The following is a 25,124-nucleotide window of genomic DNA, read 5'->3' as shown; positions in this document are numbered from 1 at the left end:
GTTCCGAACGTTTTCTGCTTATCTCTGCACCTATTTGCCGGTAGGTGCAGAGTTCCGAACGTTTTCTGCTCATCTCTGCACCTATTTGTTTTCATACAGCACATACATGCACAAAACGGATCATTTCAAACAAAAAGACCTAAGTCCGATTAGTATCGAACTCAAGTCCTTGAAGTTGTATTGGCTCAGGATCATGGCGATTAGGCCATCATTCTGCTTTTGCCGTTAATTCCTGAACATAAGGATCTACTTGTTCAATCGATATACCTTGATAATAATGGTTCACGATCTCCTCGTAGTCTCGTCCTTCCTTTGCCATCCCGTCTGCTCCGTATTGGCTCATTCCAACACCATGTCCCCAGCCACGTGTTTGTACTATGATCTCATTTCCTTCTCGTCGCCACTGGAAATCAGAGGAGTCTAGATCAAGCTTTTCTCTAACTTCTTTTCCAGTCTTCTCGGTGCCGTTAATATTCACCTTAGCTACACGACCTCCTGTTGTCCGTTCGGAAATGACTCCAACCGTTTGATCATCAGGTAATGTCACACCAAGCTTCTGTTCAAATTCCTCTAACGAAAATACTGTTTCCGACGTAAAACGTGGTGATTGTTGATCCCAAGGACTTTCGACACTACGTAAGTATGGGATTTCATTTTCCCAGTAGTCTTCAGAGTTTTCAGTATAGCCATTACTTGTTGAGAAAAACATCGCATCAATTGGCTCACCGTCATATGTTAACACTTGCCCTTGTGTCGCAAGTACCGCTTCTTCAATTCGCTTCATATAATATTCATATTCGCTTCCCCATTTTTCTCTTAATTCTTCTTCATCTGTATAAACTTGATGCATGATCGTATCTGTTACCATCGCACCTTCTGGCAAATCTACATCCTGCGGTGCGAGCATATGTCTAACCATATAAGTTCTTGCAGCTAGTGCTTGTGCCTTTAATGCTTCCATTTCAAAGCTAGCGTTCATTTCTGAAGCGACAACACCCATTACATACATTTCAAGTGGTAGCGTATCAATCACTTCTTGTTGACTTCGAAAAACGGAAATGGATACGTCTTGAGTGGGGTCATAATCCCACTGGTTTTCTTCTATTGGGGCTGATTGAACCGCAGCCTTTTCTTGGGATGACGATACAATCACAACGAGCATCGTTGGAATTACGAGGATAACTGTGCAGAGAATAATGGCTACAATGAGAATTCGTTTCATATTTAGTCCCCCAATTTGAAATTGTTCTAGGAGAGTATATGATTTGGGATCTCTATTTAGAACTCAAAATAAAACGAAGCAAAGGATTTCCTTTGCTTCGTTTGATCGTATGTAAGGCTCCACGAAATGGAGCCATTGGTTTACACCATATTCGTATTAAGCTGTAAAGAAGCTGGTACTTCAACAGACTCATCTTCCGTTTCGACAGCTTCTGTTACTCGCTCCACGTCTGCTCCAAGCTCGATTAGCTTACCTGTTAAATTCACATAACCACGGTCAATATGTTTCAACTCTGTTACACGCGTCACACCATCTGCTACAAGTCCTGCTAATATAAGTGCTGCTCCTGCACGTAAATCGGTTGCAGCGACTTCAGCTCCTTGTAGCTCGTTTGGACCACTCATGATAGCTGATCGACCTTCAATTTTGATATTGGCATTCATTCGACGGAATTCTTCGACATGCATAAAGCGATTTTCAAAAACGGTTTCCGTAATAACGCCAGTACCGTTTGCTTGTAGCATTAACGCCATCATCTGTGCTTGCATATCTGTTGGAAACCCTGGGTGAGGCATCGTTTTAATATCAACTGGTTTAAGCGTTTTTGGACCAATGACTCGTAAGCCTTTTTCTTCTTCATTAATCTCAACACCCATTTCCTTCATTTTTGCAATAAGTGGGCGTAAATGCTCAGATACAGCATTTTCAATTAATACATTTCCTTTTGTTATAGCAGCCGCTACCATGAACGTTCCTGCTTCAATTCGATCTGGTATGACCGTGTGCTCACAAGCAACCAATTCATCGACACCTTCAATACGGATTTCATTTGTACCTGCTCCACGAACTTTAGCACCCATCGCATTTAAATAGTTCGATAAGCATACAATTTCAGGTTCTTCGGCTGCATTTTCAATTAATGTAACACCTTCGGCCAATACAGCAGCCATCATAATGTTTTCCGTTGCACCAACACTCGGGAAGTCTAAATAAATGTTAGCCCCTTGTAGTCTTCTATCGATCGAAGCCTCTATAAAGCCATTGCCGATTTCAACAGTTGCTCCCATTGCTTCAAAACCTTTAAGATGTTGATCAATCGGTCTTGATCCAATTGCACAACCACCAGGCAGAGCAATTCTTGCCTTACCAACACGTGCAAGTAACGGTCCCATTACTAGGAAAGACGCTCTCATTTTACGAACATATTCAAAAGGTGCTTCAGTCTTTAATGGTTTTTCAGCATTAACGGAAAAAACACCATTTTTATATTGAACGTCTATATTTAAATTACTTAAAACTTCTTTCATCGTGTATACATCTGCCAGTTCTGGCGCATCATATATGTGGCTTGTGCCGCGGCCTGCTAAGATAGATGCAGCAATGACAGGTAAAACAGCATTTTTTGCTCCCTCTATCTTCACTGTACCGCGTAGCTCGTTGCCACCCCGGACAATAATTTTTTCCAACGTATTCCCCTCCGCGTCTCTAAATTATAGTCTCTTCTCTATCATCAATATTCAGTCGTAATAATAGGCGTGCCAATTGTCACCGTTGTCCTTGTGCCCAATCCTTCTACATCTCGGAGAGCCATCTGGACATTCATTATTTTATCTCCAGTCACTAACCTATAATCCCAATCCGGCTGATACGCAGAGAAAGAGATTAAATGATCTTCAACTAACTCTTCCACTTTATCGGCTTGCAATTGCATTAGCCAATCTTCCGCTTTTGTTTTTATACTGTTATTATTCATATCATTTTGCACTTCGTTAGCACGTACTTGAACATAGGAATCCCCATTGTCTAATCCTAGCTCTTCAATACGTTTTTCCACAGTCTTGTTTAATTCGGCTTCAGTAACCAGATCATTTGCATTCACTTGATACGTTATGATATGATTACTTTCCTTATTAATTGACGATGTTGGTTGTACAAAAAAACGAACAGATTCGACTATTGGTAGCTCTTCATTAACATATGTATATGAAGCACTCCATTGTGTATCTGCAACCTCAAAATCTTCTTCTGACCACCCTTTATTTACCAATTCCAATTCATTGATATGATGTATAAAATCTTCCTCAGATGTAAAAAGTAACAATCGTTGATCCCTAATACGAATTTGCCACTCTTCAACTTCAAGATCAGCATCATGAACAAACTGATAAAACTGTGATAACGGTTGTTGATAAGCAAGTACATCTTTACTTGCACCATATGCATGGATACACCCAATTAATAATAAAAGCAAACCTGCTACGACCACCATTCGCCAATAAGCCATTTTGTTCTCCTCCCCAAGAAAACATGATTTATTATCATTTTTACCAGGTGAGAACAATCAATACATGGAAGTTGTAGTCATCTCTCGACAAAATACTTATTCCCATATATACCTCAGCATTTGAGATGAATACAGGTAATCTAAAAAGAACTGACTAACTAAATGAGCAATGGCAATCGTTACGATTATCATTAAAACTTTTGCCCTCGGTCCATCTGGATCCTTCATAAACAGATCAAATCGAAAAGATTGTAATGCCCACCATGTAACGGCTATAAAAAATACATTGATCACGATCGCTAGCATCGCTTGCTGACCAAATCCTCCAAGCATAGACAATACGACCCCTTTTCTTTGATCTCTCTCTATCCCATTTATTTAAGGATACTTGTCAATATGACACAACCTTCTCCATCTTAACGGAAACTAAAAAAAAAATCCATAGGTATATAAAGCTAAATTATACTTGGCCACATACCTTTTAAACGCTTACAGCATAAAGGATTGAGCTGTTTTCTGCTTCAAATGGCTTTAGAACCCGTTGCAAATAGTGACATTTTTAGCTATTATTCTTATTTTCAATCCTCCATTGTTAATTTATTGTAAATATAATTAGAAAAATGTTTTTTCATCGTTTTCAGCCTATATGATCACAAATGCAGATGTTAGAGACAAAATTTAACATACAAAAAAAGACGCCCACATAGGCGTCTTTTTCTCTTACTTATTTGCAGCGACATCTAAACGATTTGTTGCTCGACGTAGTGCAAGCTCAGCACGTTTGAAGTCAATTTCATCTTTTTTATTCGATTCAATTCGTTGACGGGCACGCTTTTCTGCTTCCTGCGCACGGTCAACATCAATCCCTGAAGGCAACTCAGCTGCCTCTGCCAAAATCGTGACCTGATCGGGACGAACTTCTACAAATCCGCCACTCACAGCTACTTTTTCTACAGTGGTGCCTTTTTTCAAGCGCACTGCCCCAATTGTTAAAGGAGCAACCAACGGAATGTGACGCGGTAAAATACCAAGCTCACCTTCAATCGTGCGAACACTTACCATATCAACATCTCCGTCATACACTTTGCCATCAGGAGTAACAACACTAACATGAATTTGCATGCGGAACCCTCCTTACTAGCATAGAAGAGGAGTGTGCCCCCTCTTTTAGTGTTACGCCATTTCCTTCGCTTTTTCAATTACTTCTTCAATTCGACCGACAAGACGGAATGCATCTTCAGGAAGATCGTCATACTTACCTGCTAAGATTTCCTTAAAGCCTTTAATTGTTTCCTTAACCGGAACGTATGAACCTGGCTGTCCAGTAAACTGCTCCGCTACGTGGAAGTTTTGAGACAGGAAGAACTGAACACGACGTGCACGGTGTACTAGAAGCTTATCTTCTTCAGAAAGCTCATCCATACCGAGAATCGCGATAATATCTTGTAATTCTTTATACTTTTGTAATGTTGATTGTACTTGACGTGCAACTTCATAATGCTCTTCACCAACAATTTCTGGTGATAGGGCACGTGAAGTAGATGCTAATGGATCAACGGCAGGGTAAATACCCATCTCAGAAAGCTTACGCTCAAGGTTTGTTGTCGCATCTAAGTGAGCAAATGTCGTTGCAGGTGCTGGATCTGTATAGTCATCGGCTGGTACATAGATCGCTTGGATCGATGTTACAGAACCAACCTTCGTTGACGTGATACGTTCTTGAAGTTGACCCATTTCCGTCGCTAACGTTGGCTGATAACCAACAGCAGAAGGCATACGACCTAATAGTGCCGATACTTCCGAACCTGCTTGTGTGAAACGGAAAATGTTATCAATGAACAATAGTACGTCTTGTCCGTCTTGATCACGGAAATGCTCAGCCATTGTCAATCCAGAAAGAGCAACACGCATACGTGCACCCGGAGGCTCGTTCATTTGTCCGAAGACCATTGCTGTTTTATTAATTACACCAGAATCCGTCATTTCATGGTAAAGGTCGTTCCCTTCACGAGTACGTTCCCCTACACCGGCAAATACAGAAATACCACCGTGCTCTTGGGCAATGTTATTAATAAGCTCTTGGATTAAAACCGTTTTACCAACACCGGCTCCTCCAAATAACCCAATCTTACCACCTTTAATATAAGGAGCAAGAAGGTCAACAACCTTAATTCCTGTTTCTAGAATTTCTTTGTTTGTTGACAATTGTTCAAAATTAGGTGCTTCACGGTGAATTGGATCACGCTTCACATTAGCTGGAATTGGCTCATTCAAGTCAATGGCTTCCCCTAAGACGTTAAACACACGCCCTAATGTTGCTTCTCCAACTGGTACGGAAATTGGAGCACCTGTATCAACTACCTCTGTACCACGGACAAGTCCATCTGTTGAATCCATTGCTACAGTACGAACAGAATTATCGCCTAGATGAATGGCAACTTCTAATGTTAAGTTTACATCAACCGCATTCGCTTCCGAACCTTTTTGTTCAATGCGCAAAGCATTATAAATTTCAGGTAAATGGCCGTCATCAAACTTTACGTCGACAACCGGACCCATTACTTGTGTAATGCGACCTTTATTCATAGTTTTTTCCATTCCCTCCTAATGGTTGTTACACCATGTTTTTAGGATAAACTGTATCCTGTTTTGGTTGAGGATCTTCTTAAAAAAGACCACCCTCACTTATTTATGGGATGGAGTTAGACGTTTGCACTCCATCCTTAATGGAATTTTTATTCTAACGCGGCAGCCCCACCGACGATCTCGGTGATCTCTTGGGTGATTGCTGCTTGGCGTGCTCGGTTATAGACTAACGTTAAATCATCGATGAGAGCCGTTGCATTGTCTGTTGCAGCATTCATTGCCGTCATACGAGCACCAAATTCACTTGCTTTTGCATCAAGCAAAGCACCGAAAATAAGGCTTTCAGCATATTGTGGCAATAACTGCTCTAAAATGACTTGCTCAGATGGCTCATATTCATAAGCTCCAGCATTACCTGTTTGTGTCTCCTCCGCTAGATCCGTTAAAGGTAACAGTTTTGTTTCCGTTACTTCCTGTGTAATTGGGCTAACAAAGTGGTTGTACCAAATGTATAGCTCATCAAACAAGCCGTCTGCAAACATGTCAACTGTTGTCTTTGCCAAGTTTTTAATTTCATTAAACTCAGGCTGATCGGAGAGACCAATAATTTCTTGTATAATCGGTAAGTTGCGCTTTCTGAATAAATCGCGTCCGATGCGACCCATTACGACAATACCGTACTCATCAGGTGATTTATGACGTTCCTCTATTTTTTGGAGAAGGGCACGTGTCAATGAAGCATTATAGCCTCCAGCTAAACCACGGTCAGACGTGATCACAACGTAGCCTGTCTTCTTCACAGGTCTCTCTTCAAGCATTGGATGTGATATTTCTGTTTCAGAAGACGCAATGCTAGCTACTACTTCACGAATTTTTTCCGTGTAAGGCTGGAACGCCTGGGCATTATGCTGAGCACGGTTAAGCTTAGCAGCTGATACCATTTGCATTGCCTTTGTAATTTGCTTCGTCTTTTTTGTTGACGTTATTCGTGCTTTTATATCTCGCATTGAAGCCATTTCACTCACCACCTTTTTGAAAAATCAAGCTCTTTGATTATTTGCTCACAGAGAATGTCTTTTTGAATTCCTCAATTGCAGCGTTAAACTCACCTGCTTCAGGAAGATTTCCAGTCGTACGAATGTGCTCAAGCAGCTCTTTTTTAGTGTGGTCAAAGTAAGCAAATAGCTCTGACTCAAAGCGTAGAACGTCTTCTACTGGAATATCATCGAGGAACCCATTGATAAGCGAATAAATAATCGTAACTTGCTTCTCAACAGGAAGCGGCTCATGTAAGCCTTGCTTTAATACTTCAACCGTACGTTGACCACGGTTAAGCTTCGCTTGTGTAGCACTATCAAGATCTGAACCGAATTGAGCAAATGCTTCTAGCTCACGGTATGCGGCTAAATCAAGGCGTAGTGAACCAGCAACCTTCTTCATAGCCTTAATCTGAGCAGATCCCCCTACACGAGATACCGATAAACCAGCGTTAACGGCTGGACGAACCCCAGAGTAGAACAAGTCTGATTGTAAGAAGATTTGTCCATCTGTAATTGAAATAACGTTTGTAGGAATGTATGCTGATACGTCTCCAGCTTGAGTTTCAATGAAAGGAAGAGCTGTAATTGAACCGCCACCCTTTGCATCACTTAACTTCGCTGCACGCTCTAATAAACGTGAATGAATATAGAATACATCCCCTGGGAATGCCTCACGACCTGGAGGACGACGTAATAATAGTGAAAGCTCACGATACGCAGATGCTTGTTTTGTTAAATCATCATAGATAACAAGTACGTGCTTACCGTTATACATGAACTCCTCACCCATTGAAACGCCTGCATATGGTGCTAAGTATAATAATGGTGCCGGATCAGACGCACTTGCTGATACGACAATCGTATAATCTAATGCACCTTTTTGACGAAGAGTATCTACAACACCTGCAACCGTTGATTCTTTTTGTCCGATTGCAACATAAATACAAATCATATCTTGATCTTTTTGATTAATGATTGTATCAATAGCAATTGATGTTTTACCTGTTTGACGGTCACCGATAATTAACTCACGTTGACCACGGCCGATTGGTACCATTGAATCAATTGATTTGATACCTGTTTGTAATGGTTCATGAACTGACTTACGATCCATTACCCCTGGTGCTTTGCTTTCGATTGGACGTGTTTTAGATGTAGCAACTGGACCAAGTCCATCAATAGGTTGTCCTAATGGATTTACTACACGACCTAGAAGTTCTTCACCTACAGGTACTTCCATAATACGTCCTGTTCGTTTAACCTCATCACCTTCACGAATTTCTGTGTAAGGCCCAAGGATAATAATCCCGATATTATTCTCCTCAAGGTTCTGAGCCATCCCCATAACCCCGTTTGAGAACTCAAGAAGCTCACCGGCCATAACATTTTCAAGACCATGAGCAAGTGCGATACCGTCACCGACACGGATTACTGTACCGACATCTTGTACTTGTACATCAGACTGAAAGTTTTCAATCTGCTGCTTTATAAGAGAGCTAATTTCCTCTGGTTTGATGCTCATTTCATTCACCCCTATCTTCTTCTATCGTGTTCCGGCAATTAGTTGACGCTGCATGCGGTCAAGCTGCGCCTTTACACTACCGTCATAAATGCGATCGCCAATCCGAATTTTTAATCCACCGATTAGCTCCGGATCTACCACATTTTTCACTTCAAGCTCTTTTTTACCGATCTTTTTTGCGAAAAGTTCAGAAATTTGCTTTGCATCTTCGTTTGTTAACGCTTTTGCTGAATAAACAAGTGCTTCCGCTTTATTCTGTGCTTCTAATGCAAGCTTTTTAAAAGTTTGAATGAGCGGTATAAGTACATCTATACGCTTACGTTCAATAAGAAGGTTCAATAGACTAATGTTAGATTCACTTAACGCTTGTCCAAATGTCTCTTTAATAAACGCCTGCTTCTGTTCTTTATTTACCTTTGGATGATTAACATACTGAATAAATTCAGGAGTTGATTCAATCACTTGTTTTACTACCTGTAGCTCTTGATTTATTTCGTTTATGATGTTCTTTTCGCTTGCCACTTTAAAAATGGCATCAGCATAACGATTCGCTACTGTGAGATTACTCATAGCTTCTCGCCTACTTCTTTAAGATAATCAGTAACCAATTTCTCCTGTTCTTTCGGATCCAATTCTTTTGAAATCACTTTTTGGGCGATTTGAACAGAAAGATTCGCTACTTCTGCACGTAATGAAGCAACAGCCTGCTCCTTCTCACGTTGGATTTCTGCCAATGCTGCTTCTTTGATGCGTTCTGCATTTTCACGTGCTTCGGCAATGATGTCTTGTCCTTGTTGTTCACCAAGCTTTTTCGCATTTTGAATTATTTCTTGTGCGTCTGCTTTCGCTTTTTCTAACTCTTTCGTTTGATTTGCGATTAACTCTTCTGCTTCTTTACGAGTTTTCTCTGCTGAATCAAGATTTTCATTTACAATTTGCTCACGCTTCTCCATTACACCAAGTAGTGGCTTCAACGCAAATTTCTTCAATAGAAATAAAAGCGCTAAAAATGCGAATACTTGGTATAATATCGATCCCCAAGGTATTATCAATTGGATTCACTCCTTTCGTGGATGTGAAGAATACTTTTATCAAATTTATTGGATGCTGACGATAACCGTCATAATTAGTCTTACAAAATGAATGGCGAAGGTTCATAAATGAACACTGTCGCCATTTCCTTTGATTCAAGCGATGCATTGCTGCATGCTAATAGATTAATAAATGAATAGTAATAGGAATGAGATAACGATTGCGATAATCGGAACCGCCTCAGCAAGTGGTACACCGATAAACATAAGAGTTTGTAATGTACCTTTTAATTCTGGTTGACGAGTTGTTCCTTCAATCGTTGCCTTTACGATAATACTAACTGCGAACGCACCACCGATCGCTGCTAAACCTGCTACAATTGCAATTGCTAATGCTGTCATAATTATAAGTCCTCCTTAAGGATAATATATTTTTATTATTTAAACACTCATTATAAATGAATGAGCAGTGTTTAATGATCTTCCACTTTGTGTGACATATAAACCATCGCAAGCATCGCAAAGATAAATGCCTGCAAAGAGCCAATAAACATTCCAAATGCTTGCCAAACCATTGTTGGCAAAAATGCGGCAAACGTCCAGAAGCCCCAGGTTGTTCCGAGACCTACTAATAGCACCATTAATATTTCTTTTGCATAGACGTTACCAAACAGACGCATTCCTAAAGTCAATGTGTTGGCAAATTCCTCAATAATCTTAAATGGTAATAGGAACGGTACAGGTTTAACATAACCTTTAAAGTATTCCTTTGTACCATTAATTTTAATTCCATAATAATGCGTCATAATAATAACTAGTGCAGCAAGTGTTAGCGTTAATGCCGCATCAGATGTTGGTGATTTCCACCAAGTTTCATGGGTCTCCTTATTATAAATTTCAAAAGGGATCCCAAGCATATTTGCTACAAATACATAAAATAGTAGCGTGAAGGCTAATGCTGTAAATTGTCCTCCAACCTTCCAACTCATGTTCGATTTAATAATACCTTGAACAAAGTCTACTACCCATTCGAGAAAGTTTTGCATACCTGAGGGTCTCATTGACAGATTGCGCGTCCCAATAAAACAGATAAGGAAAACGATTACACATGTGACAGTCGTCATTAGAACTGTCGACATATTAAACGTCAATCCAAGAAAATCCCTCATAGGTGTTATATGATCCATTCATTCCTCACCTCTTTCTAGCGAATTCTATCAGCATATCTGCCATAATAATGAAATACATCAGGCAAAGCCTGTAATGACTGAAATTAAATCTAAATGATCTGGATTAGCGATTGCTAACCATACTCCTAATAGTGCTAAAGCGATTCGTATTACAAATCCAAATCCTGCTGCAACGTAGGAAAATGTCGTATGGTTTTTCATACCGGAGGCGGTTTCCCCAATCAATATGGATTTCCGATAGGTTGTCCATAGACTGAGAAGGCTCAATAGGAGCCCAACCATAAAGCCGAGGAACTGCGACTGAAATGGGCTTGTTAAATAACCTACGATACATAATAACACAAAACCAGACACGATTAAGCAATAATTCTTCATTTTTTTTTGAATCGTTGTCACTTTTGACCTTCCCCTAGAAAAGGCTCAACGGCTTTATAAACTCCGTAAAAACCTGTACCAAGTCCCAGCAATAAAAATGTAATGATGAAAAACGGCTTTGCACCAAATTGATTCCCTAACCATAAGCCGATGAACACTCCACCGACCGTTCCACCCACAATATAGGATGAGATCGTCGAAACAAGCCCCATTGTTCGCCATATACGGTTGCCTTTTTGGTCGTCGGTCATCGTTTCACCTCAACAGTTATTTTGCTGAGCATTATTAAATATGTAGAGTTTTTCCTTCATACCCTTTGTAATCGTACAATAGCATAACCCTTGTGTCAATGCGTTTTCACACAGATTTACACACACTTTTTCTAATTCGTTCACATTACTGTCAAAAAAATCTGATGATTGCATTTAAAACAAAGGAAGCGTTTTTCTATGTATTGCTAATCGGTGAAGTTTCTGCATAAATATAGCTCAATGTCCCCCTCTTCGTATAATTAGCATGTTGTTTAATCGTACAAAAAAGCGTCTGCCCTATAAGGATAACCTCATTAGGACAAACACTTTTTTCACCGACGCGGTCTGAGGACATCGCCAATTGTAATCATCTCTTCAATCGTATCCTCTTTCCCGTCCTTCCTTGCATAAACAAGCACTTTGTATGTTCCTTCTTCAACAGCTGGTTTTGTCCATGTACCACTTAACATCCCACGACCAACGTTATGCTTCACATCAATATATTGAATGAACTCAAACGTATCGGATCATACAAAGCTATCCCAACTTCCTCTGCTCCACCTGGCAAATATAATTCATACCGATAATCACCTGGATGGTCTCCAACACCAAAATTAAAAGCCATCACCCGTGGGTAATTTGGTTCCTCAATAAAAAAGACATAAGGAATGGCTATTTGCTCTTTTCCACCTTCTATCACAATATCTCCATAATGAATCCCTTCTTTTAGCACAGCAGGAAACAAATCAAGTTCAATCTCAACTTCTTGCTTTTCTCCTGGCTTTAGTTCAGTGGCAAATGGGACTTTCCATTGTAAGCATCTGGTGCTTCAAAAGGAGGTTTGATGTGGAACGTTCTCGTTACATCATCATGGTTTTCAATCGTAAACGTTGCCTTTCTTTTTTCTCTTGGATCATCCTTAGACCATTTTCCAAATGTTAATGATGCTGGATAAGCTAACGTCTTCGCTTCAAGAGCTTTATCAACCTGAATCCGTCCAGCACCTTGTTCATATGGTAAATAGTTCTCGCCATCTTCATTCACTAATTTCTTCGCCGTATTCATTAATGCGGCTTTTATTTGTTCTGGAGTCCAATCTGGATGAGCTTGCTTTACTAACGCCGCTGCACCAGCAACATGCGGAGCAGACATACTCGTACCATTTAGCCCGAGATACCCGTTAGGAACGGTGCTGTCAATTGACACACCTGGTGCGACAATATCTGGTTTTACTTCCCATGTTTGAGTTACTGGACCCCTTGAACTAAATGGTGCAATAAAATCTTCTTCATGACGATAAACGGTGCGTATATGTGGTGTTTTCTTCACCTTCTTCATATTTTCTACTAACCACTCACCATCTTCTTTTGTAAGACTGACAACAGGTATTCCCTGTGCAGGCTCAACCATTCCAACAAATGCACCTGAAAGGTTATTATAAATAACGAGTGCTTTCGCTCCGGACTTCTGTGCAAGCTCCGCTTTTTCAGAGAACGGAATCATTCCTCGTTTCACGAGAACAACTTTCCCCTTTACATCAGCATGTTCAAAGTCATCCTCTAAACCATATTCTAAATGAACGAGCTCGCGGTCTCTTCTTAAATCCCACGGTAATGCTCCTCCCATCGGAAATACAGTTAATTCTTTATCTTCACCTACCAATGTTAAATAGGGGGTTTTTATCGGAGGAGCAGAAGCCCCAACCGAGATCGCTTTCGTTGATGTCCCTGGAGAGCCAACCGTCCACATTTTTGGACCACTATTTCCATTAGAGGTAACAGCAACTATCCCCGCTTCAACTGCTTTGTCTAGGGCCACGCTCGTAGGCCAGTCTGGCCCATTCACCGTATTTCCTAACGACAAATTTATGACATCAACTTCATCAGCAACTGCTTTTTCAATCGCCTCAATCACTTGCTCCGTCGTTCCTGATCCACCCGGACCTAAAGCACGGTAAGCATAAATTTCAGCTTCAGGTGCTACTCCCTTCACTCGTCCATTAGCTGCTATGATTCCTGCTACATGTGTCCCATGAAGGGTTGGTTGCCCTTGTTGTGATTTTGTTTCCATTGGATCATCATCATAATCAACAACATCATATCCACCACGATAATTTGCTTTTAAATCAGGGTGGGTGTAATCAATCCCTGTATCAATGACGGCTACTTTAATCCCTTTTCCTGTTAGACGTTCCCCGTCTTCATCAAGCATCCCTCGACTAACTTCTCCACCAATAAACGGAACACTATCATCAATATCAACTGAATATTCTACAACGCGATCAATACTCTCAATTGACTCAATATCATATAATAAATCAAGTTGTCCCTCTTTCAATTCGAGTGAGAATCCGTTCAACACCGTATTGAACATTTTGCGAATGTCACTATCCGGGATGTGTGCCATTACTTCTTGAGCAACTTCCTCAACATCCTCTGATGTCGTTATAATCACAACAACATCCTCATCGCTACCCTTTTCAAGCATTGGTACTTCACTTAAGGCTGATGCACTTACGCTATTGATTAAAACAAACGTTATAATAAGTAGCCATAATGCAATTTTTTTTACCAACATCTACACTCCCCCACCGAAATCGAGATAGAAGTAGTATGATGCAGAATAACCACTTTTATGTATGAGGTCACACGAACAAGCTTTCGAAAAAGAAAGAAGCTCGAGTATGATAGGCATCATAATCGGGCTTCTAAATTTAAATTACTTTGTTCCAAATAGGCGATCTCCTGCATCACCTAAGCCAGGAACAATATAGCCTTTTTCGTTTAGTTTTTCATCCATAGCAGCAAGAAAGATATCAACATCAGGATGAGCCATTTGTACAGCCGCAACCCCTTCAGGAGCAGCAACTAAACACATTAATTTAATCGATGTTGCACCGCGTTTTTTTATACTTGTGATCGCATCAATGGCTGAACCACCAGTTGCTAGCATCGGATCAATCACGATTAACTCACGTTCATGAACATCCTTTGGTAACTTCACATAATATTCAACTGGCTTTAACGTTTCTGGGTCACGATACAATCCGACATGACCAACCTTAGCAGCTGGGATCATACGTAAAATACCATCAACCATCCCTAGACCCGCACGGAGGATTGGTACGAGACCAAGCTTTTTACCAGCTATTTTCTTAGACGTTGCCTCACCTACTGGTGTCTCAATAGTTACGTCTTGTGTGGATAAATCACGAGTAATTTCAAACGCCATTAGGCAGATACTTCATCAACGAGCTCACGAAATTCCTTCGTACCTGTCGATTTATCGCGGATATACGTCAATTTATGTTGGATCAATGGATGATCAAATACAAACACTTTACTCATATTATGGCTCCTTTTTATTCGGACTTCATTACACTCTTTGAAATTCTACAAAAAAAGACAAACTCATTCAACCTATATGAACGATTTTCTTTCATGAAGTTTATAGTTCTAATGTTCTGAATTAAATAACTCTTAAGATCAACACTCTTTCAAGTAAAAAAAACCAGGCAAGATTGCCTGCATTCTGTCTACAAAGTCTCGCAAAAGCGAGACTGCCAGGAAATCGTCCTTCGACCACGCTACCGGGACGGGGGGCACGATTCCTCAGGAGGGCGTTGAACTAACAGGCACGCCGGTGGATTTCAACCTGCCCTTTCCTCCTGCAGGAGTCGGCCCTCCCATCCCGTCCGCTTTGTCTAGTGCCAAAAAGGAAATTGGCTTCTCTTAAATAAGTTCCAGAAGACCATCTTGTTCGTAAATTAGATCAGGCGATGAAGTTTGTGTAAAAGAACTTTATTCTTCTGACTAGGACGTCCAAGTATCGATCCAGTTGTCTTAGTGAAAATGGTGTTTATTCAATATACCTAAGTATACAACAAAAATAGACGAATTAACGTAATAACGCCTTTGAGAATCAACTTCTCAAAGGCGTTTTATCTACGGTCTTCCGACTATGAATTTATACTAATTCTCCAAGACCAGGATACATTGGGAATTTCGCAGTAAGAGCTGCTATTCGTTCACGAATTTCAACCTTCTTCTGTTGATTATCGACGTTCTTCAACGTTAATGCGATTAACTCACCTAATTCATCCATCGCCTCTAAATCTAGCCCACGAGACGTAACAGCCGCTGTACCGATTCGAATTCCACTTGTCACGAAAGGACTCTCTGGATCAAATGGAATCGTATTTTTATTCGTTGTAATACCAACATCATCCAACGCTTCTTCAGCTACTTTCCCTGTTAACCCTAGAGTACGTAGGTCAAGGAGAAGTAAATGGTTATCAGAACCACCAGAAACAAGATTAACTCCTTCACTTACTAGCTTTTCACCTAAACGTTTCGCGTTGTCAATAACCGCTTGTGCATATTGCTTAAATTCAGGAGACAATACTTCACCAAACGAAACAGCCTTCGCTGAAATAACGTGCATAAGAGGTCCACCTTGAATTCCAGGGAAAATTGACTTATCGATTTTCTTACCAAATTCCTCACGACACAAAATCATTCCACCACGAGGACCGCGTAGTGTCTTGTGAGTAGTTGTTGTAACAAAATGAGCATGTTCTACAGGGTTTTGATGCAAACCTGCCGCAACAAGTCCGGCAATATGAGCCATATCAACCATCAAGTATGCACCAACTTCATCAGCGATTTCACGGAATTTCGCAAAATCAATTGCACGAGGATACGCACTTGCACCTGCTACAATCAGCTTTGGCTTATTCTCTAATGCTAATTGGCGAACGTTGTCATAATCAATACGGTGTGTTTCTTTATCAACTCCATACTCGACAAAGTTGTATAATACTCCACTGAAGTTAACTGGACTTCCATGTGTTAAATGACCACCATGTGATAAGTTCATCCCTAAAACTGTATCACCCGGTTCTAAAATCGTGAAATAAACAGCCATATTTGCTTGTGCACCAGAATGCGGCTGAACATTAACATATTCTGCACCGAAGATTTCTTTCGCACGATCACGAGCAATATCCTCAACAATATCAACATATTCACAACCACCATAATAACGGCGGCCAGGATAGCCTTCTGCGTACTTATTTGTTAAAACAGAGCCTTGAGCTCCATAACTGCTTCACTTACGAAGTTCTCTGATGCAATGAGTTCGATTTTATCTCTTTGTCGACCTAACTCTTGTTGAATCGCCGCAAATACTTTCGGATCTTGTTTTGGTAATGATTTCATCTCCATACCCTTCCCTTCATCTTTCGGAATTTGAACGAAACCGTCCTATCTCAGAATCCATTCTAACATAAGATGACATCAAATCCGTACATTATTTTAAAAAACTATTTTTTATTCAGATTCAGAATGATAAATCGCTCGAACGCCACCGATTAGCTTTGGTCTCGTATAAGCCATTGTTAGATGAGCATGGCCAATTTGAGTAACCGAGCTACGAAACGGTACAGCAACAGGGCGTAGGTGCATGCCGATCAACGTATCACCAATATCAATCCCAGCTTCTGCTTGAATCGTTTCAACTAACACTGGATCTTCCATATTCGCAAACGCATAGGTCGCCATTGCACCGCCTGCTTTGCGAATAGGAACCGCACTTACAACCTCAAGTCGACGATTTCGTGCCACATGGCGTTCAACGACGAGTGCACGATTTAAATGTTCACAACACTGAAAGGCAAGCTGAATCTTCGTTTGTTTCTGAACTTTTATAAGTTCATGAAAAATCGCTTCAGCTACTAGTTCAGAACCGCTTGTGCCAATTTGCTCCCCTACAACTTCACTCGTACTCGTACCAATAACGAGTATCGCCTCTTCTGAAAAAGGAATAATCTTTTGTAGATCTGTTAGAGCTTGCTTGAGATCTGATGACACTTGCTTAATAAACTGTTCCACCTTGCACGTCCTCCTTAGTATGACATGGAACTTATCATGTCGTAAATCGTTCAATTGTCACTTTCAGTTTATTGGCTTGGTCAGATAAAAGGCGAACTGTTTCGGTCATTTGCTCAATCATATCAGCTTGCTCAGACGTAATAGAGGCAACCTTTTCTGTGCTAGCTGTCGTCGTTTCCGCAATTGTGACAGCCACTTCCTTCGATTGACCGCTTGACCGCTTGATGACATCCATTTGTCGGTGAATAATTTCAGAAATATCGTCAATAATTCCTGCAACCTCTAAGACCGATTTTTCGACATTAGCGATCGCTTCATTTGTTGATGTTACTTTGGCAGATTGTTCTTTAGCAAACGTTACTTGATCACCAATTTGCTTCACGACATTCTGTACTTCAGACTGCATGCTATGAATTAACTCTGTAATATTTTGAACTGCTTGTCCACTTTCATCAGCTAAATTCCGTACCTCATCAGCAACAACAGCGAACCCTTTTCCTTGTTCACCAGCTCGAGCTGCTTCATTGATGCGTTTAATGCTAGCAGATTTGTTTGCCCGGCAATGTCTCCGACTAGTGAAATAATATCTCCAACTTGCTTCGCTTGGTTTTCTAGCTTACTAACTGCTTGTAGTGATTGTTGATTATCAGTCGCTAATTGCTTAATCCCGTCAACTAATGAATCAATAATTTCACTACTGCCCTTTAACGTATGTACCATTTCGTCTGATGAATCTTTCGACGATTGTGCTCGTGACTGAACTTCTTCAGCAATTTCCGTTAGCTCTTCCATTAGGCCAACTGTCCCATTTAAGGCAACTGCTGATTGTTTTGCACCTTCTGTAATCTCTCGAACCGTCATACTAATTTCATCGGCTTTTTTCTGTGCTAGTTGCGAGGAATGCTCCATTTCAGTTACCTTTTCATTCGTTTGTTCAAAATTCCGGTCAATGTCCTTAACCATAACTCGTAAGTTTGCGAGCATTTCGTTGTAAGCTAATCCAAGTGCACGAATTTCGTCATCCGATTTTGTCACGATGACGTCTTGGTTGATATCACCTGCGGCTGCCCTTCTTGCTGATTGTTCTAACTCACGAATTGGTTTCGTAATGTAAGGTGCCACTAAATACCCTAGAATCGAGCTCCAAAGGATCCCTTTTAACAAAACTAGCAACGTTAGAGTTTGCATGCTAATACTTAAAAAATTCAACAAGAAGTCACCAAAAATAAAGATAAAAATAGCACTCGTTCCAAATGTAACAAATGACACAGCACTCACACCGAGCACTAACTTTTTTCGAATACTAGCACGATATTTCTTCTTCACCGCAGCCATATTTGCCACCTCTTAGTCTTTTTTTAATTTACTAATTAGATGCTCTATACACAATTCTATTTCATGGGCTACTTGATGGTATTGCTCAAGTGTCCCTCCATATGGGTCGGCAACATCACGATCATCGACCTCTTTTCCATATGTAAACTCTTTTAACGTAAATACCTTTTCTTTTACCTCTGGATAAAAGACTATGATTGACTGCTTATGTGCTTCTGTCATCGTTAGCATAAGGTCCGCCCAATCAATCAAGTCTTCCGTTAATTCCTGAACGGTATGCTTTGGAAAGATGCCCCGTTCTTCTAGTACCTTTCTCGTCCCCTCTGACAGAATTGACATAGATGATGCTTGTAATCCTGCTGATTTCACTTCTATATCTTCGCCTACCCTCTCGCGAAGCAGTGCTTCAGCCATAGGACTTCTGCACGTATTTCCTGTACAAATAAATAGGATACGCTTCACATTCGAACCTCCTTCAAGCCAGTATATAGTGGATATCCATTAGTATATCCTTCATTTTACCATATCCATCAAAAAAAACCTATCACCTTTGAGGTGAGTCTTTTGTCATAGTATTACTACATCTTTAAATAAATAAGATCTTCCCACCGAAGCCAAGTAAAATAAAGCCACCTAATAATTCGCTATACGATCCGATAAAGCGTTGGAATTTGACTCCAATTAGAAGTCCGACCCAAGCTAATACCATACTCATAAATCCAATCATTGCAACCGTAACGATTGTCTTCGCCCCTAATATACCTAAACTTAAGCCCGCCGAAAAGCTATCTACACTCACACTTAGTGCAAATAGAAAGAGTCCGAAGCCAACTGGTTGGAGTAATGATTCCTCTTCCTTTCTAAAAGCACTAACGACCATTTGAGTACCAATGACTAAAAGTAGCCCACCGCCTACGTAGTGAGCTATCATTCCAACATATTGGGCAAGCCATTTTCCCGTTACGATACCAAGTAATGGCATAATAACATGAAAGGCTCCGATCACTAGGCCGATACGAAAGATTTGCATTAACCGCAAACCTGCCATCCCCATCCCAAGGGAAACCGAAAAAGCATCCATTCCTAATGCACATGCCATAATCATTAACGTGACCCATTCCTCCATTGCTCTCACTCCTCGTCCATGCTAGTCCATTTCTATGCACGAACGAGGAAAAAAAGACGAAGAATTCATCTGAATTTGATGAGTGTTGCACTAGTTAAATGTTTACAAAACCGCTTCTGCCGCCTTCTCTAATCGATTCATAATGGCGATGCCAATTCCCTCTTTCGGAAACGACTCTGCATAAATCACCTCGGCTTTTTGTTGATCAAATTCCCGTAAGCTGTCATATAAGTTTTGGGCAACAGTAGACAACCTCTCACTACTTCCACAGGCGATGACGATGTCTGCTTCATATTGTGCGGCATTTTCTTCTGTCGTTAATACACCTACGCGAAGTCCGTTTTGTTTCGCCGCTTCAATATAGGCACGAATTTGTCCTCTATCCTCTACAACAAATAGCTTCCCTTCAGGAGCATAGTGGGTATATTTCATCCCAGGTGACTTTGGAACAACAGTTTCCTTTTTTAAAGAGGGATCAACTTCAATTGTACCTATAACTGATTCAATTTCTTCTTTCGTTACCCCACCTGGTCGATATAAAATCGGTCTATTTGTTGAACAGTCAATCACTGTTGATTCGACTCCGAGACCTGTTATACCGCCATCAACAACTCCAGCAATACGGCCATCTAAATCATGAAGGACATGACTTGCATTCGTTGGACTAGGCTTACCTGAACGATTAGCACTCGGTGCCGCAATCGGAACATCAGCTTCTTCAATTAATTTCAAGGCTACTGGATGCGAAGGCATTCGAATTCCTACCGTATCTAGACCTGCCGTAACACTGTTGGCAATACCATTCGTACGTTTCATAATGATTGTTAATGCACCTGGCCAAAAAGCACTGATTAACTTTTTTGCAACAGGAGGAATTTCAGTCACTAATTCCTCTAATTGTTCGACCTTCGCAATGTGGACAATTAACGGATTATCACTTGGTCTTCCTTTTGCTTTAAATATTTTCTGAATAGCTGTGTCGTCAAAAGCATTGGCACCAAGGCCATAGACCGTTTCAGTTGGAAAAGCGACAACCTCCCCCTTTTTTATCCACAGAGCCGCCTCCTTTATTTCACTACTATTATGTAAATATACGTTACTTTTATCCACAATCCATCGTTTTGTCTGTTCATAACTCACTTTGACATCGCTCCTAACTTCTCCATTTTGCAAGGGATGTCATACGATGTCAACTTCTCATTTATTTTTCGACGTATACAAAGGATCTCCAAGCAAAATTAAGTCATTACGACATCCTCTATATCACGATTCGACCATGCTTTTTGACAGTATAAAAATAGAGGTTATCCACACTTGTGGATAACCTGTAGATAAGTTTTTAACAATTACCCTAATTTACAACATAATACCTTTGCCGTTTCGTCTTGGTTTTGGAAATGTGCTGACTCTCGAATGACTTCCGGGACATCCTTTCTAGCTACTTCCCTAAACCCAATCTGGTGAAATAACGCACTCGTTGATTTAGCACATAAATAAACGGCATGTAGTTTCCTTTCTTCAGCATACCTCAACGTTAATTGCAAAAAATCAAAACTTAATTTTGCATCCCACTCCGCTGATTGTAATACGAGCGATCGTAATAAACCTACTTCCTTATACACTTCTATTCCCACAGTTCCTATTAGTTGCTTAGATTCATTTTCAACAACTAAAAAGTGTTCAATTATATGTTCAATTCCTTCATCTCGTAATCCCGCTTTCGCTACTAAGCGTTGTACTTGAAGTAAATCCTCTTGCTTTGCCTTACGGACAATCATTGCCATCGTAAGCCACTTCCTTTCTGATAGCTTACTAGTATATATGCAAGGCTTGTCTCATATATGCTTATTAACCAAATAGATTCTCAAATAACCCACTGAACCAATCTACGAAGAAAAAAGAAACTTCAATTTCATCTTCTAATTCGCCTTCTTCATTTTGAATGCTATCATCCGTTGTTTCCTCTACTGCATCACCATTGGCCATATCAAGGAAACATAATGGTGGAAACAGAACACACCACCAGTTTTCCCCCTTTCCTTCACCTAGCGTAATTAACACGGCATCATATGTACCTGCAGGATAAACAAGATGACCATAAAGCTTTGTCGGGAAATCCACTGCATTGAATTCAACATCATAGCTTTGGTCTAAACCATAACGTTCTAACTCTTCTTCGACAATTGCTTCAATGACCGCGAGATTGGCTTGAATAGTCGCTTTTGCTTGTTCCATATCATCTATATCTAATACCCACTCGGTAATCACTTCATTCACTCGGTCACGAATATCACGCTTGAGTGCCTGGTCGGCAATAGAATCACTGTTCGCTAAAATCCGTAGACGTATCGCCTCTTCTTCATTAACCTCTTGATGAAATTCTGCTACAGCAAGATTGTGCTGAGCTTCCCAATTAACAACTATCACAAATAAAGAGAATAATAGATAAATAACAACATGTGGTTTCATTATAAAAACACCGCCCCTTCACGAATCATTCTCGTCAAGAAAGGCGGTGTTTAAACCTATTACTTTTAAAATCGTGCTATTTTTTTATCAATCACATCTTTTCGGTTGTCATGGCCCCATATGCAAGTACTATACGCTCTTTTTTGTTAATATCGGTTTTAACCTTCGTATTCGCTTGAGGAAATGTCGTTGATAGCATGCTACAAACAGCTTGAGCCTGCCCATCACCTACTTCAAATGCGATGATTCCTCGCTTCTTTATCACTTTCGGTAATTCGATGATAAAGCGCCGATATAAATCTAAACCGTCCTCACCACCAAATAGTGCTAAATGCGGTTCATGTTCCTTCACATGAACGGCTAAATCGGCTTTATCTCTAAGCGGAATGTACGGCGGATTTGATACAATGATATCTACTTTCCTCTTTTCAGCTATAAAAGGTGTCAGCAAATCACCGTGAATAAACTCTACATTCGCCCGTAACGAATCGGCATTTGCCTCAGCTACCTTTAGAGCATCACGTGAAATATCAATCGCTGTCACATTCATATTCGGATTTTCAAGTGCTAGCGTTACCGCTATAGCCCCACTTCCAGTACCAACATCAACAACATCAACTTCTTGATTTCCAACTATCTCTTTTGCCCATTCACTTACTGTCATAACAAGCTCTTCCGTTTCCGGACGTGGAATAAGTACATGACGATTAACATGAAACCGCCTTCCATAAAACGATTCATATCCAATCAAATACTGTATCGGAATCCCACTTGCATGGCGTTCTAAATCTTTCTGAAGCTGCTCCCACCATTTAGTTGCTAATGGTTCTTGTAGCATCATCAAAAAATGAGTACGATCTACTTGTAAATAATGACGGAGTAATAATTCACCAATTGGCTCTTCGAGGTTCTTTTCTGCTAAAAAAGAAGAAGCCCACAAATGAGCCTCTTGTACCGTTCTATTGTTGATCTGCATTTTGCATCGCTTCCGCTTGCTCCTCAACGATCAGTGCATCGATGATTTCATCAAGCTTTCCTTGTAATATTTGCTCAAGCTTTTGCAAAGTCAAGCCGATCCGATGATCCGTCACACGACTTTGCGGAAAATTATATGTGCGAATCCGTTCAGAGCGATCCCCAGTCCCAACCGCTAACTTACGGTTCGAATCGTACTCCGCTTGTACTTCGCGTTGAAACTTATCATATACACGAGCACGTAAAACCTTCATCGCTTTTTCCTTGTTTTTAATTTGCGATTTTTCATCTTGACACGAAACAACGGTTCCTGTTGGCAGATGCGTTAAACGAACAGCTGACATCGTCGTATTAACACTTTGCCCACCAGGGCCACTTGAAGCAAACGTATCCACACGAATATCCTTTTCGTGGATTTCAACTTCAACCTCTTCTGCCTCAGGCAATACGGCAACTGTAGCCGTTGACGTATGAATGCGGCCACCTGATTCTGTTGTCGGTACACGTTGTACACGATGTGCACCATTTTCATACTTCAGTTTTGAATAAGCCCCACTACCATTGACATTAAATATGATTTCTTTAAATCCACCAAGCTCCGTTGCTGTTGATTCAATAACATCAACCTTCCAGCCTTGTGATTCTGCATAACGAGTGTACATTTTGTATAAATCACCGGCAAATAATTGAGCTTCATCGCCACCAGCTGCACCACGAATTTCTACGATAACGTTTTTATCATCATTCGGGTCTTTAGGAAGTAATAAAATCTTCAAACGCGCTTCCAACTCTTCGGTCGTGGTTGAAAGCTCATCGATCTCCTCTTTCACCATTGCATACATCTCATTATCGAGCTTTTCCTCAAGCATCGCCTTAGCATCCTTCAGCTGCGAGCTCGCTTCTTTATATTCACGATATACCTGAACAGTCTCTTCTAAATCAGATTGTTCCTTGGAATATTCGCGTAATTTTGTTGAGTCACTAATAACATCTGGGTCACTTAACAACTCATTTAATCGTTCATAACGGTCTTCTAATGATTGTAAACGATCTAACACGGATTTTTCACCTCATCACATTCAATCGTATAACAGAACTATTATAGTACATTGAATAGCAAGGGTCAACTAACAGTAAGGAAAAGGGGAAGATGCTTGTTAATAAGCCCCACTAGATTACTATTTGAACTTACCAGGAACGTATGTTCTATAATAAATAAGGAAAATACATGTCATACTTAGAATAGGGTAATCACATTAGAAATGCTTATATAACCTCAAAAGAACTCAAATAGGATTCGCATTTTCCTGTTTGAGTTCTTTGTTCTTACTCTTTTTCACGGATATGAACATTATATCTCGGGATTTCCCGTTCTAGTTGTTCTCGTAAGTGCTTGAAGTCTCTTTCTTCTCTTTCTCTTCCATATCTTCCGGAGGTTTCACATTAACAAATGCATGATTTCCGGCAATTAATACCCTGCCCGATTCAAGCCCGAAGTCCTTTTGAATAATTTCCGCAATCAATTCCTGGTCATTACCTAAATGACGCCTATCAACATCCATTGAGCGGAAGCTCGTACCAATGTTAGGCAGCTCATTTCTGTCATATCGACCTGATTGTTGTCTGTGAATTTGGTCATAATTAAGAGGCCCAGGACCGAATAAGCCATACAGGACACGATTCGTACCAGGCTCTTTTGAAGCACTTTGTACTCCTTGACTGTCTTCAGTATCGTAATGCGTTCTTTGTTCTTGACAGCCAACTGTAACAAATAATGCGATAACAAGGACAAAAAGTACTTTCTTCATTTTTAGCTCCCCCTCTACA

26 protein-coding genes and 3 pseudogenes are annotated in these 25,124 nt (G+C 40.5%); all 29 read right to left on the bottom strand.

Annotated features, from left to right (window positions below):
• Positions 1 to 208: 208 nt before the first annotated feature.
• Positions 209 to 1,222 carry a stage II sporulation protein D gene (gene spoIID, locus JCM19034_RS18410; protein WP_062052067.1) on the bottom strand — a complete coding sequence of 338 codons (1,014 nt, stop codon included), beginning with the start codon at positions 1,220 to 1,222 and terminating at the stop codon, positions 209 to 211.
• A gap of 140 nt (positions 1,223 to 1,362) precedes the next feature.
• Positions 1,363 to 2,688, bottom strand: a complete 1,326-nt coding sequence (gene murA, locus JCM19034_RS18405; protein ID WP_062052065.1) for a UDP-N-acetylglucosamine 1-carboxyvinyltransferase — start codon at positions 2,686 to 2,688, stop codon at positions 1,363 to 1,365.
• Between the two features lie 44 nt (positions 2,689 to 2,732).
• Positions 2,733 to 3,506, bottom strand: a complete 774-nt coding sequence (locus tag JCM19034_RS18400; protein WP_062052063.1) for a YwmB family TATA-box binding protein — start codon at positions 3,504 to 3,506, stop codon at positions 2,733 to 2,735.
• Positions 3,507 to 3,602: 96 nt separating this feature from the next.
• A complete protein-coding gene (locus tag JCM19034_RS18395; RefSeq protein WP_062052061.1) occupies positions 3,603 to 3,839 on the bottom strand; it encodes a DUF1146 family protein in 237 nt (78 codons plus the stop codon).
• A 387-nt stretch (positions 3,840 to 4,226) separates the two neighbouring features.
• Positions 4,227 to 4,628, bottom strand: coding sequence for a F0F1 ATP synthase subunit epsilon (locus JCM19034_RS18390; protein ID WP_062052059.1), 402 nt, complete (start codon positions 4,626 to 4,628; stop codon positions 4,227 to 4,229).
• 51 nt (positions 4,629 to 4,679) lie between these two features.
• Positions 4,680 to 6,092 (bottom strand): F0F1 ATP synthase subunit beta, encoded by a 1,413-nt coding sequence (gene atpD, locus JCM19034_RS18385; RefSeq protein ID WP_062052074.1) that lies wholly within the window; start codon positions 6,090 to 6,092, stop codon positions 4,680 to 4,682.
• Between the two features lie 149 nt (positions 6,093 to 6,241).
• On the bottom strand, positions 6,242 to 7,108 hold the full coding sequence (locus tag JCM19034_RS18380; RefSeq protein ID WP_062052057.1) for a F0F1 ATP synthase subunit gamma: 867 nt from the start codon (positions 7,106 to 7,108) through the stop codon (positions 6,242 to 6,244).
• Positions 7,109 to 7,145: 37 nt separating this feature from the next.
• Positions 7,146 to 8,654 (bottom strand): F0F1 ATP synthase subunit alpha, encoded by a 1,509-nt coding sequence (gene atpA, locus JCM19034_RS18375; RefSeq protein ID WP_062052055.1) that lies wholly within the window; start codon positions 8,652 to 8,654, stop codon positions 7,146 to 7,148.
• 21 nt (positions 8,655 to 8,675) lie between these two features.
• A complete protein-coding gene (locus JCM19034_RS18370; RefSeq protein ID WP_062052053.1) occupies positions 8,676 to 9,224 on the bottom strand; it encodes a F0F1 ATP synthase subunit delta in 549 nt (182 codons plus the stop codon).
• Positions 9,221 to 9,706, bottom strand: a complete 486-nt coding sequence (atpF, locus tag JCM19034_RS18365) for a F0F1 ATP synthase subunit B (protein ID WP_062052051.1) — start codon at positions 9,704 to 9,706, stop codon at positions 9,221 to 9,223. Before atpF ends, JCM19034_RS18370 begins: the two co-directional genes overlap by 4 nt.
• A gap of 165 nt (positions 9,707 to 9,871) precedes the next feature.
• Positions 9,872 to 10,087: a F0F1 ATP synthase subunit C gene (gene atpE / locus JCM19034_RS18360; RefSeq protein WP_062052049.1), complete on the bottom strand. Its 216-nt coding sequence runs from the start codon at positions 10,085 to 10,087 to the stop codon at positions 9,872 to 9,874.
• Between the two features lie 71 nt (positions 10,088 to 10,158).
• Positions 10,159 to 10,872: a F0F1 ATP synthase subunit A gene (gene atpB / locus JCM19034_RS18355; protein ID WP_062052047.1), complete on the bottom strand. Its 714-nt coding sequence runs from the start codon at positions 10,870 to 10,872 to the stop codon at positions 10,159 to 10,161.
• A 60-nt stretch (positions 10,873 to 10,932) separates the two neighbouring features.
• Positions 10,933 to 11,271 carry an ATP synthase subunit I gene (locus JCM19034_RS18350; protein ID WP_062052045.1) on the bottom strand — a complete coding sequence of 113 codons (339 nt, stop codon included), beginning with the start codon at positions 11,269 to 11,271 and terminating at the stop codon, positions 10,933 to 10,935.
• Positions 11,268 to 11,501, bottom strand: a complete 234-nt coding sequence (locus JCM19034_RS18345) for an AtpZ/AtpI family protein (protein ID WP_062052043.1) — start codon at positions 11,499 to 11,501, stop codon at positions 11,268 to 11,270. Before JCM19034_RS18345 ends, JCM19034_RS18350 begins: the two co-directional genes overlap by 4 nt.
• 332 nt (positions 11,502 to 11,833) lie before the next feature.
• The gene (locus JCM19034_RS25350; protein WP_156324055.1) at positions 11,834 to 11,971 is read right to left on the bottom strand and encodes a hypothetical protein; all 138 of its coding nucleotides are present in this window, start codon (positions 11,969 to 11,971) and stop codon (positions 11,834 to 11,836) included.
• A gap of 20 nt (positions 11,972 to 11,991) precedes the next feature.
• On the bottom strand, positions 11,992 to 12,246 hold the full coding sequence (locus JCM19034_RS25345; RefSeq protein ID WP_156324054.1) for a hypothetical protein: 255 nt from the start codon (positions 12,244 to 12,246) through the stop codon (positions 11,992 to 11,994).
• Between the two features lie 38 nt (positions 12,247 to 12,284).
• A complete protein-coding gene (locus JCM19034_RS24310) occupies positions 12,285 to 14,078 on the bottom strand; it encodes a S8 family serine peptidase (RefSeq protein WP_370622213.1) in 1,794 nt (597 codons plus the stop codon).
• A gap of 141 nt (positions 14,079 to 14,219) precedes the next feature.
• Positions 14,220 to 14,848: pseudogene (gene upp, locus JCM19034_RS18335) on the bottom strand (uracil phosphoribosyltransferase).
• 619 nt (positions 14,849 to 15,467) lie between these two features.
• A pseudogene (gene glyA / locus JCM19034_RS18330) lies at positions 15,468 to 16,720 on the bottom strand (serine hydroxymethyltransferase).
• Between the two features lie 111 nt (positions 16,721 to 16,831).
• The gene (locus JCM19034_RS18325) at positions 16,832 to 17,392 is read right to left on the bottom strand and encodes a TIGR01440 family protein (RefSeq protein ID WP_062052041.1); all 561 of its coding nucleotides are present in this window, start codon (positions 17,390 to 17,392) and stop codon (positions 16,832 to 16,834) included.
• A gap of 34 nt (positions 17,393 to 17,426) precedes the next feature.
• Positions 17,427 to 18,727: pseudogene (locus tag JCM19034_RS18320) on the bottom strand (methyl-accepting chemotaxis protein).
• Between the two features lie 12 nt (positions 18,728 to 18,739).
• On the bottom strand, positions 18,740 to 19,189 hold the full coding sequence (locus JCM19034_RS18315; RefSeq protein ID WP_062052039.1) for a low molecular weight protein arginine phosphatase: 450 nt from the start codon (positions 19,187 to 19,189) through the stop codon (positions 18,740 to 18,742).
• 124 nt (positions 19,190 to 19,313) lie between these two features.
• Positions 19,314 to 19,853: a manganese efflux pump MntP family protein gene (locus tag JCM19034_RS18310; RefSeq protein ID WP_062052037.1), complete on the bottom strand. Its 540-nt coding sequence runs from the start codon at positions 19,851 to 19,853 to the stop codon at positions 19,314 to 19,316.
• Between the two features lie 102 nt (positions 19,854 to 19,955).
• The gene (locus JCM19034_RS18305; RefSeq protein ID WP_082394217.1) at positions 19,956 to 20,993 is read right to left on the bottom strand and encodes an L-threonylcarbamoyladenylate synthase; all 1,038 of its coding nucleotides are present in this window, start codon (positions 20,991 to 20,993) and stop codon (positions 19,956 to 19,958) included.
• A gap of 206 nt (positions 20,994 to 21,199) precedes the next feature.
• Positions 21,200 to 21,637, bottom strand: a complete 438-nt coding sequence (locus tag JCM19034_RS18300; RefSeq protein ID WP_062052035.1) for a hypothetical protein — start codon at positions 21,635 to 21,637, stop codon at positions 21,200 to 21,202.
• Positions 21,638 to 21,701: 64 nt separating this feature from the next.
• Complete coding sequence (gene spoIIR / locus JCM19034_RS18295; RefSeq protein ID WP_062052033.1) at positions 21,702 to 22,322, bottom strand: stage II sporulation protein R; 621 nt, start codon at positions 22,320 to 22,322, stop codon at positions 21,702 to 21,704.
• A 91-nt stretch (positions 22,323 to 22,413) separates the two neighbouring features.
• Positions 22,414 to 23,298 (bottom strand): peptide chain release factor N(5)-glutamine methyltransferase, encoded by an 885-nt coding sequence (prmC, locus tag JCM19034_RS18290; protein WP_062052031.1) that lies wholly within the window; start codon positions 23,296 to 23,298, stop codon positions 22,414 to 22,416.
• Positions 23,282 to 24,355 (bottom strand): peptide chain release factor 1, encoded by a 1,074-nt coding sequence (gene prfA, locus JCM19034_RS18285; protein WP_062052029.1) that lies wholly within the window; start codon positions 24,353 to 24,355, stop codon positions 23,282 to 23,284. Before prfA ends, prmC begins: the two co-directional genes overlap by 17 nt.
• A 315-nt stretch (positions 24,356 to 24,670) precedes the next feature.
• On the bottom strand, positions 24,671 to 25,105 hold the full coding sequence (locus tag JCM19034_RS18280; RefSeq protein ID WP_062052027.1) for a hypothetical protein: 435 nt from the start codon (positions 25,103 to 25,105) through the stop codon (positions 24,671 to 24,673).
• Between the last annotated feature and the right edge of the window lie 19 nt (positions 25,106 to 25,124).

This window comes from Bacillus sp. JCM 19034, from assembly GCF_001310635.1.
Lineage (GTDB): Bacteria > Bacillota > Bacilli > Bacillales > Bacillaceae_D > Halalkalibacter.
This window is presented reverse-complemented; position numbering and strand designations above follow the sequence as displayed.

Excerpts from the sequence above, each read along its gene's own strand:
- JCM19034_RS18345 (WP_062052043.1), bottom strand. The coding sequence starts at position 11,501 with ATGACCGACGACCAAAAAGGCAACCGTATATGGCGAACAATGGGGCTT.
- JCM19034_RS18390 (WP_062052059.1), bottom strand. The coding sequence starts at position 4,628 with ATGCAAATTCATGTTAGTGTTGTTACTCCTGATGGCAAAGTGTATGAC.
- JCM19034_RS18395 (WP_062052061.1), bottom strand. The coding sequence starts at position 3,839 with ATGCTTGGAGGATTTGGTCAGCAAGCGATGCTAGCGATCGTGATCAAT.
- atpA (WP_062052055.1), bottom strand. The coding sequence starts at position 8,654 with ATGAGCATCAAACCAGAGGAAATTAGCTCTCTTATAAAGCAGCAGATT.
- JCM19034_RS18300 (WP_062052035.1), bottom strand. The coding sequence starts at position 21,637 with ATGGCAATGATTGTCCGTAAGGCAAAGCAAGAGGATTTACTTCAAGTA.
- atpD (WP_062052074.1), bottom strand. The coding sequence starts at position 6,092 with ATGAATAAAGGTCGCATTACACAAGTAATGGGTCCGGTTGTCGACGTA.
- prmC (WP_062052031.1), bottom strand. The coding sequence starts at position 23,298 with ATGCAGATCAACAATAGAACGGTACAAGAGGCTCATTTGTGGGCTTCT.
- JCM19034_RS18380 (WP_062052057.1), bottom strand. The coding sequence starts at position 7,108 with ATGGCTTCAATGCGAGATATAAAAGCACGAATAACGTCAACAAAAAAG.
- spoIID (WP_062052067.1), bottom strand. The coding sequence starts at position 1,222 with ATGAAACGAATTCTCATTGTAGCCATTATTCTCTGCACAGTTATCCTC.
- JCM19034_RS18400 (WP_062052063.1), bottom strand. The coding sequence starts at position 3,506 with ATGGCTTATTGGCGAATGGTGGTCGTAGCAGGTTTGCTTTTATTATTA.
- atpB (WP_062052047.1), bottom strand. The coding sequence starts at position 10,872 with ATGGATCATATAACACCTATGAGGGATTTTCTTGGATTGACGTTTAAT.
- JCM19034_RS25350 (WP_156324055.1), bottom strand. The coding sequence starts at position 11,971 with ATGTTAAGTGGTACATGGACAAAACCAGCTGTTGAAGAAGGAACATAC.
- JCM19034_RS24310 (WP_370622213.1), bottom strand. The coding sequence starts at position 14,078 with ATGTTGGTAAAAAAAATTGCATTATGGCTACTTATTATAACGTTTGTT.
- spoIIR (WP_062052033.1), bottom strand. The coding sequence starts at position 22,322 with ATGAAACCACATGTTGTTATTTATCTATTATTCTCTTTATTTGTGATA.
- atpE (WP_062052049.1), bottom strand. The coding sequence starts at position 10,087 with ATGACAGCATTAGCAATTGCAATTGTAGCAGGTTTAGCAGCGATCGGT.
- JCM19034_RS18310 (WP_062052037.1), bottom strand. The coding sequence starts at position 19,853 with ATGGAGGAATGGGTCACGTTAATGATTATGGCATGTGCATTAGGAATG.
- JCM19034_RS18370 (WP_062052053.1), bottom strand. The coding sequence starts at position 9,224 with ATGAGTAATCTCACAGTAGCGAATCGTTATGCTGATGCCATTTTTAAA.
- JCM19034_RS18280 (WP_062052027.1), bottom strand. The coding sequence starts at position 25,105 with ATGAAGAAAGTACTTTTTGTCCTTGTTATCGCATTATTTGTTACAGTT.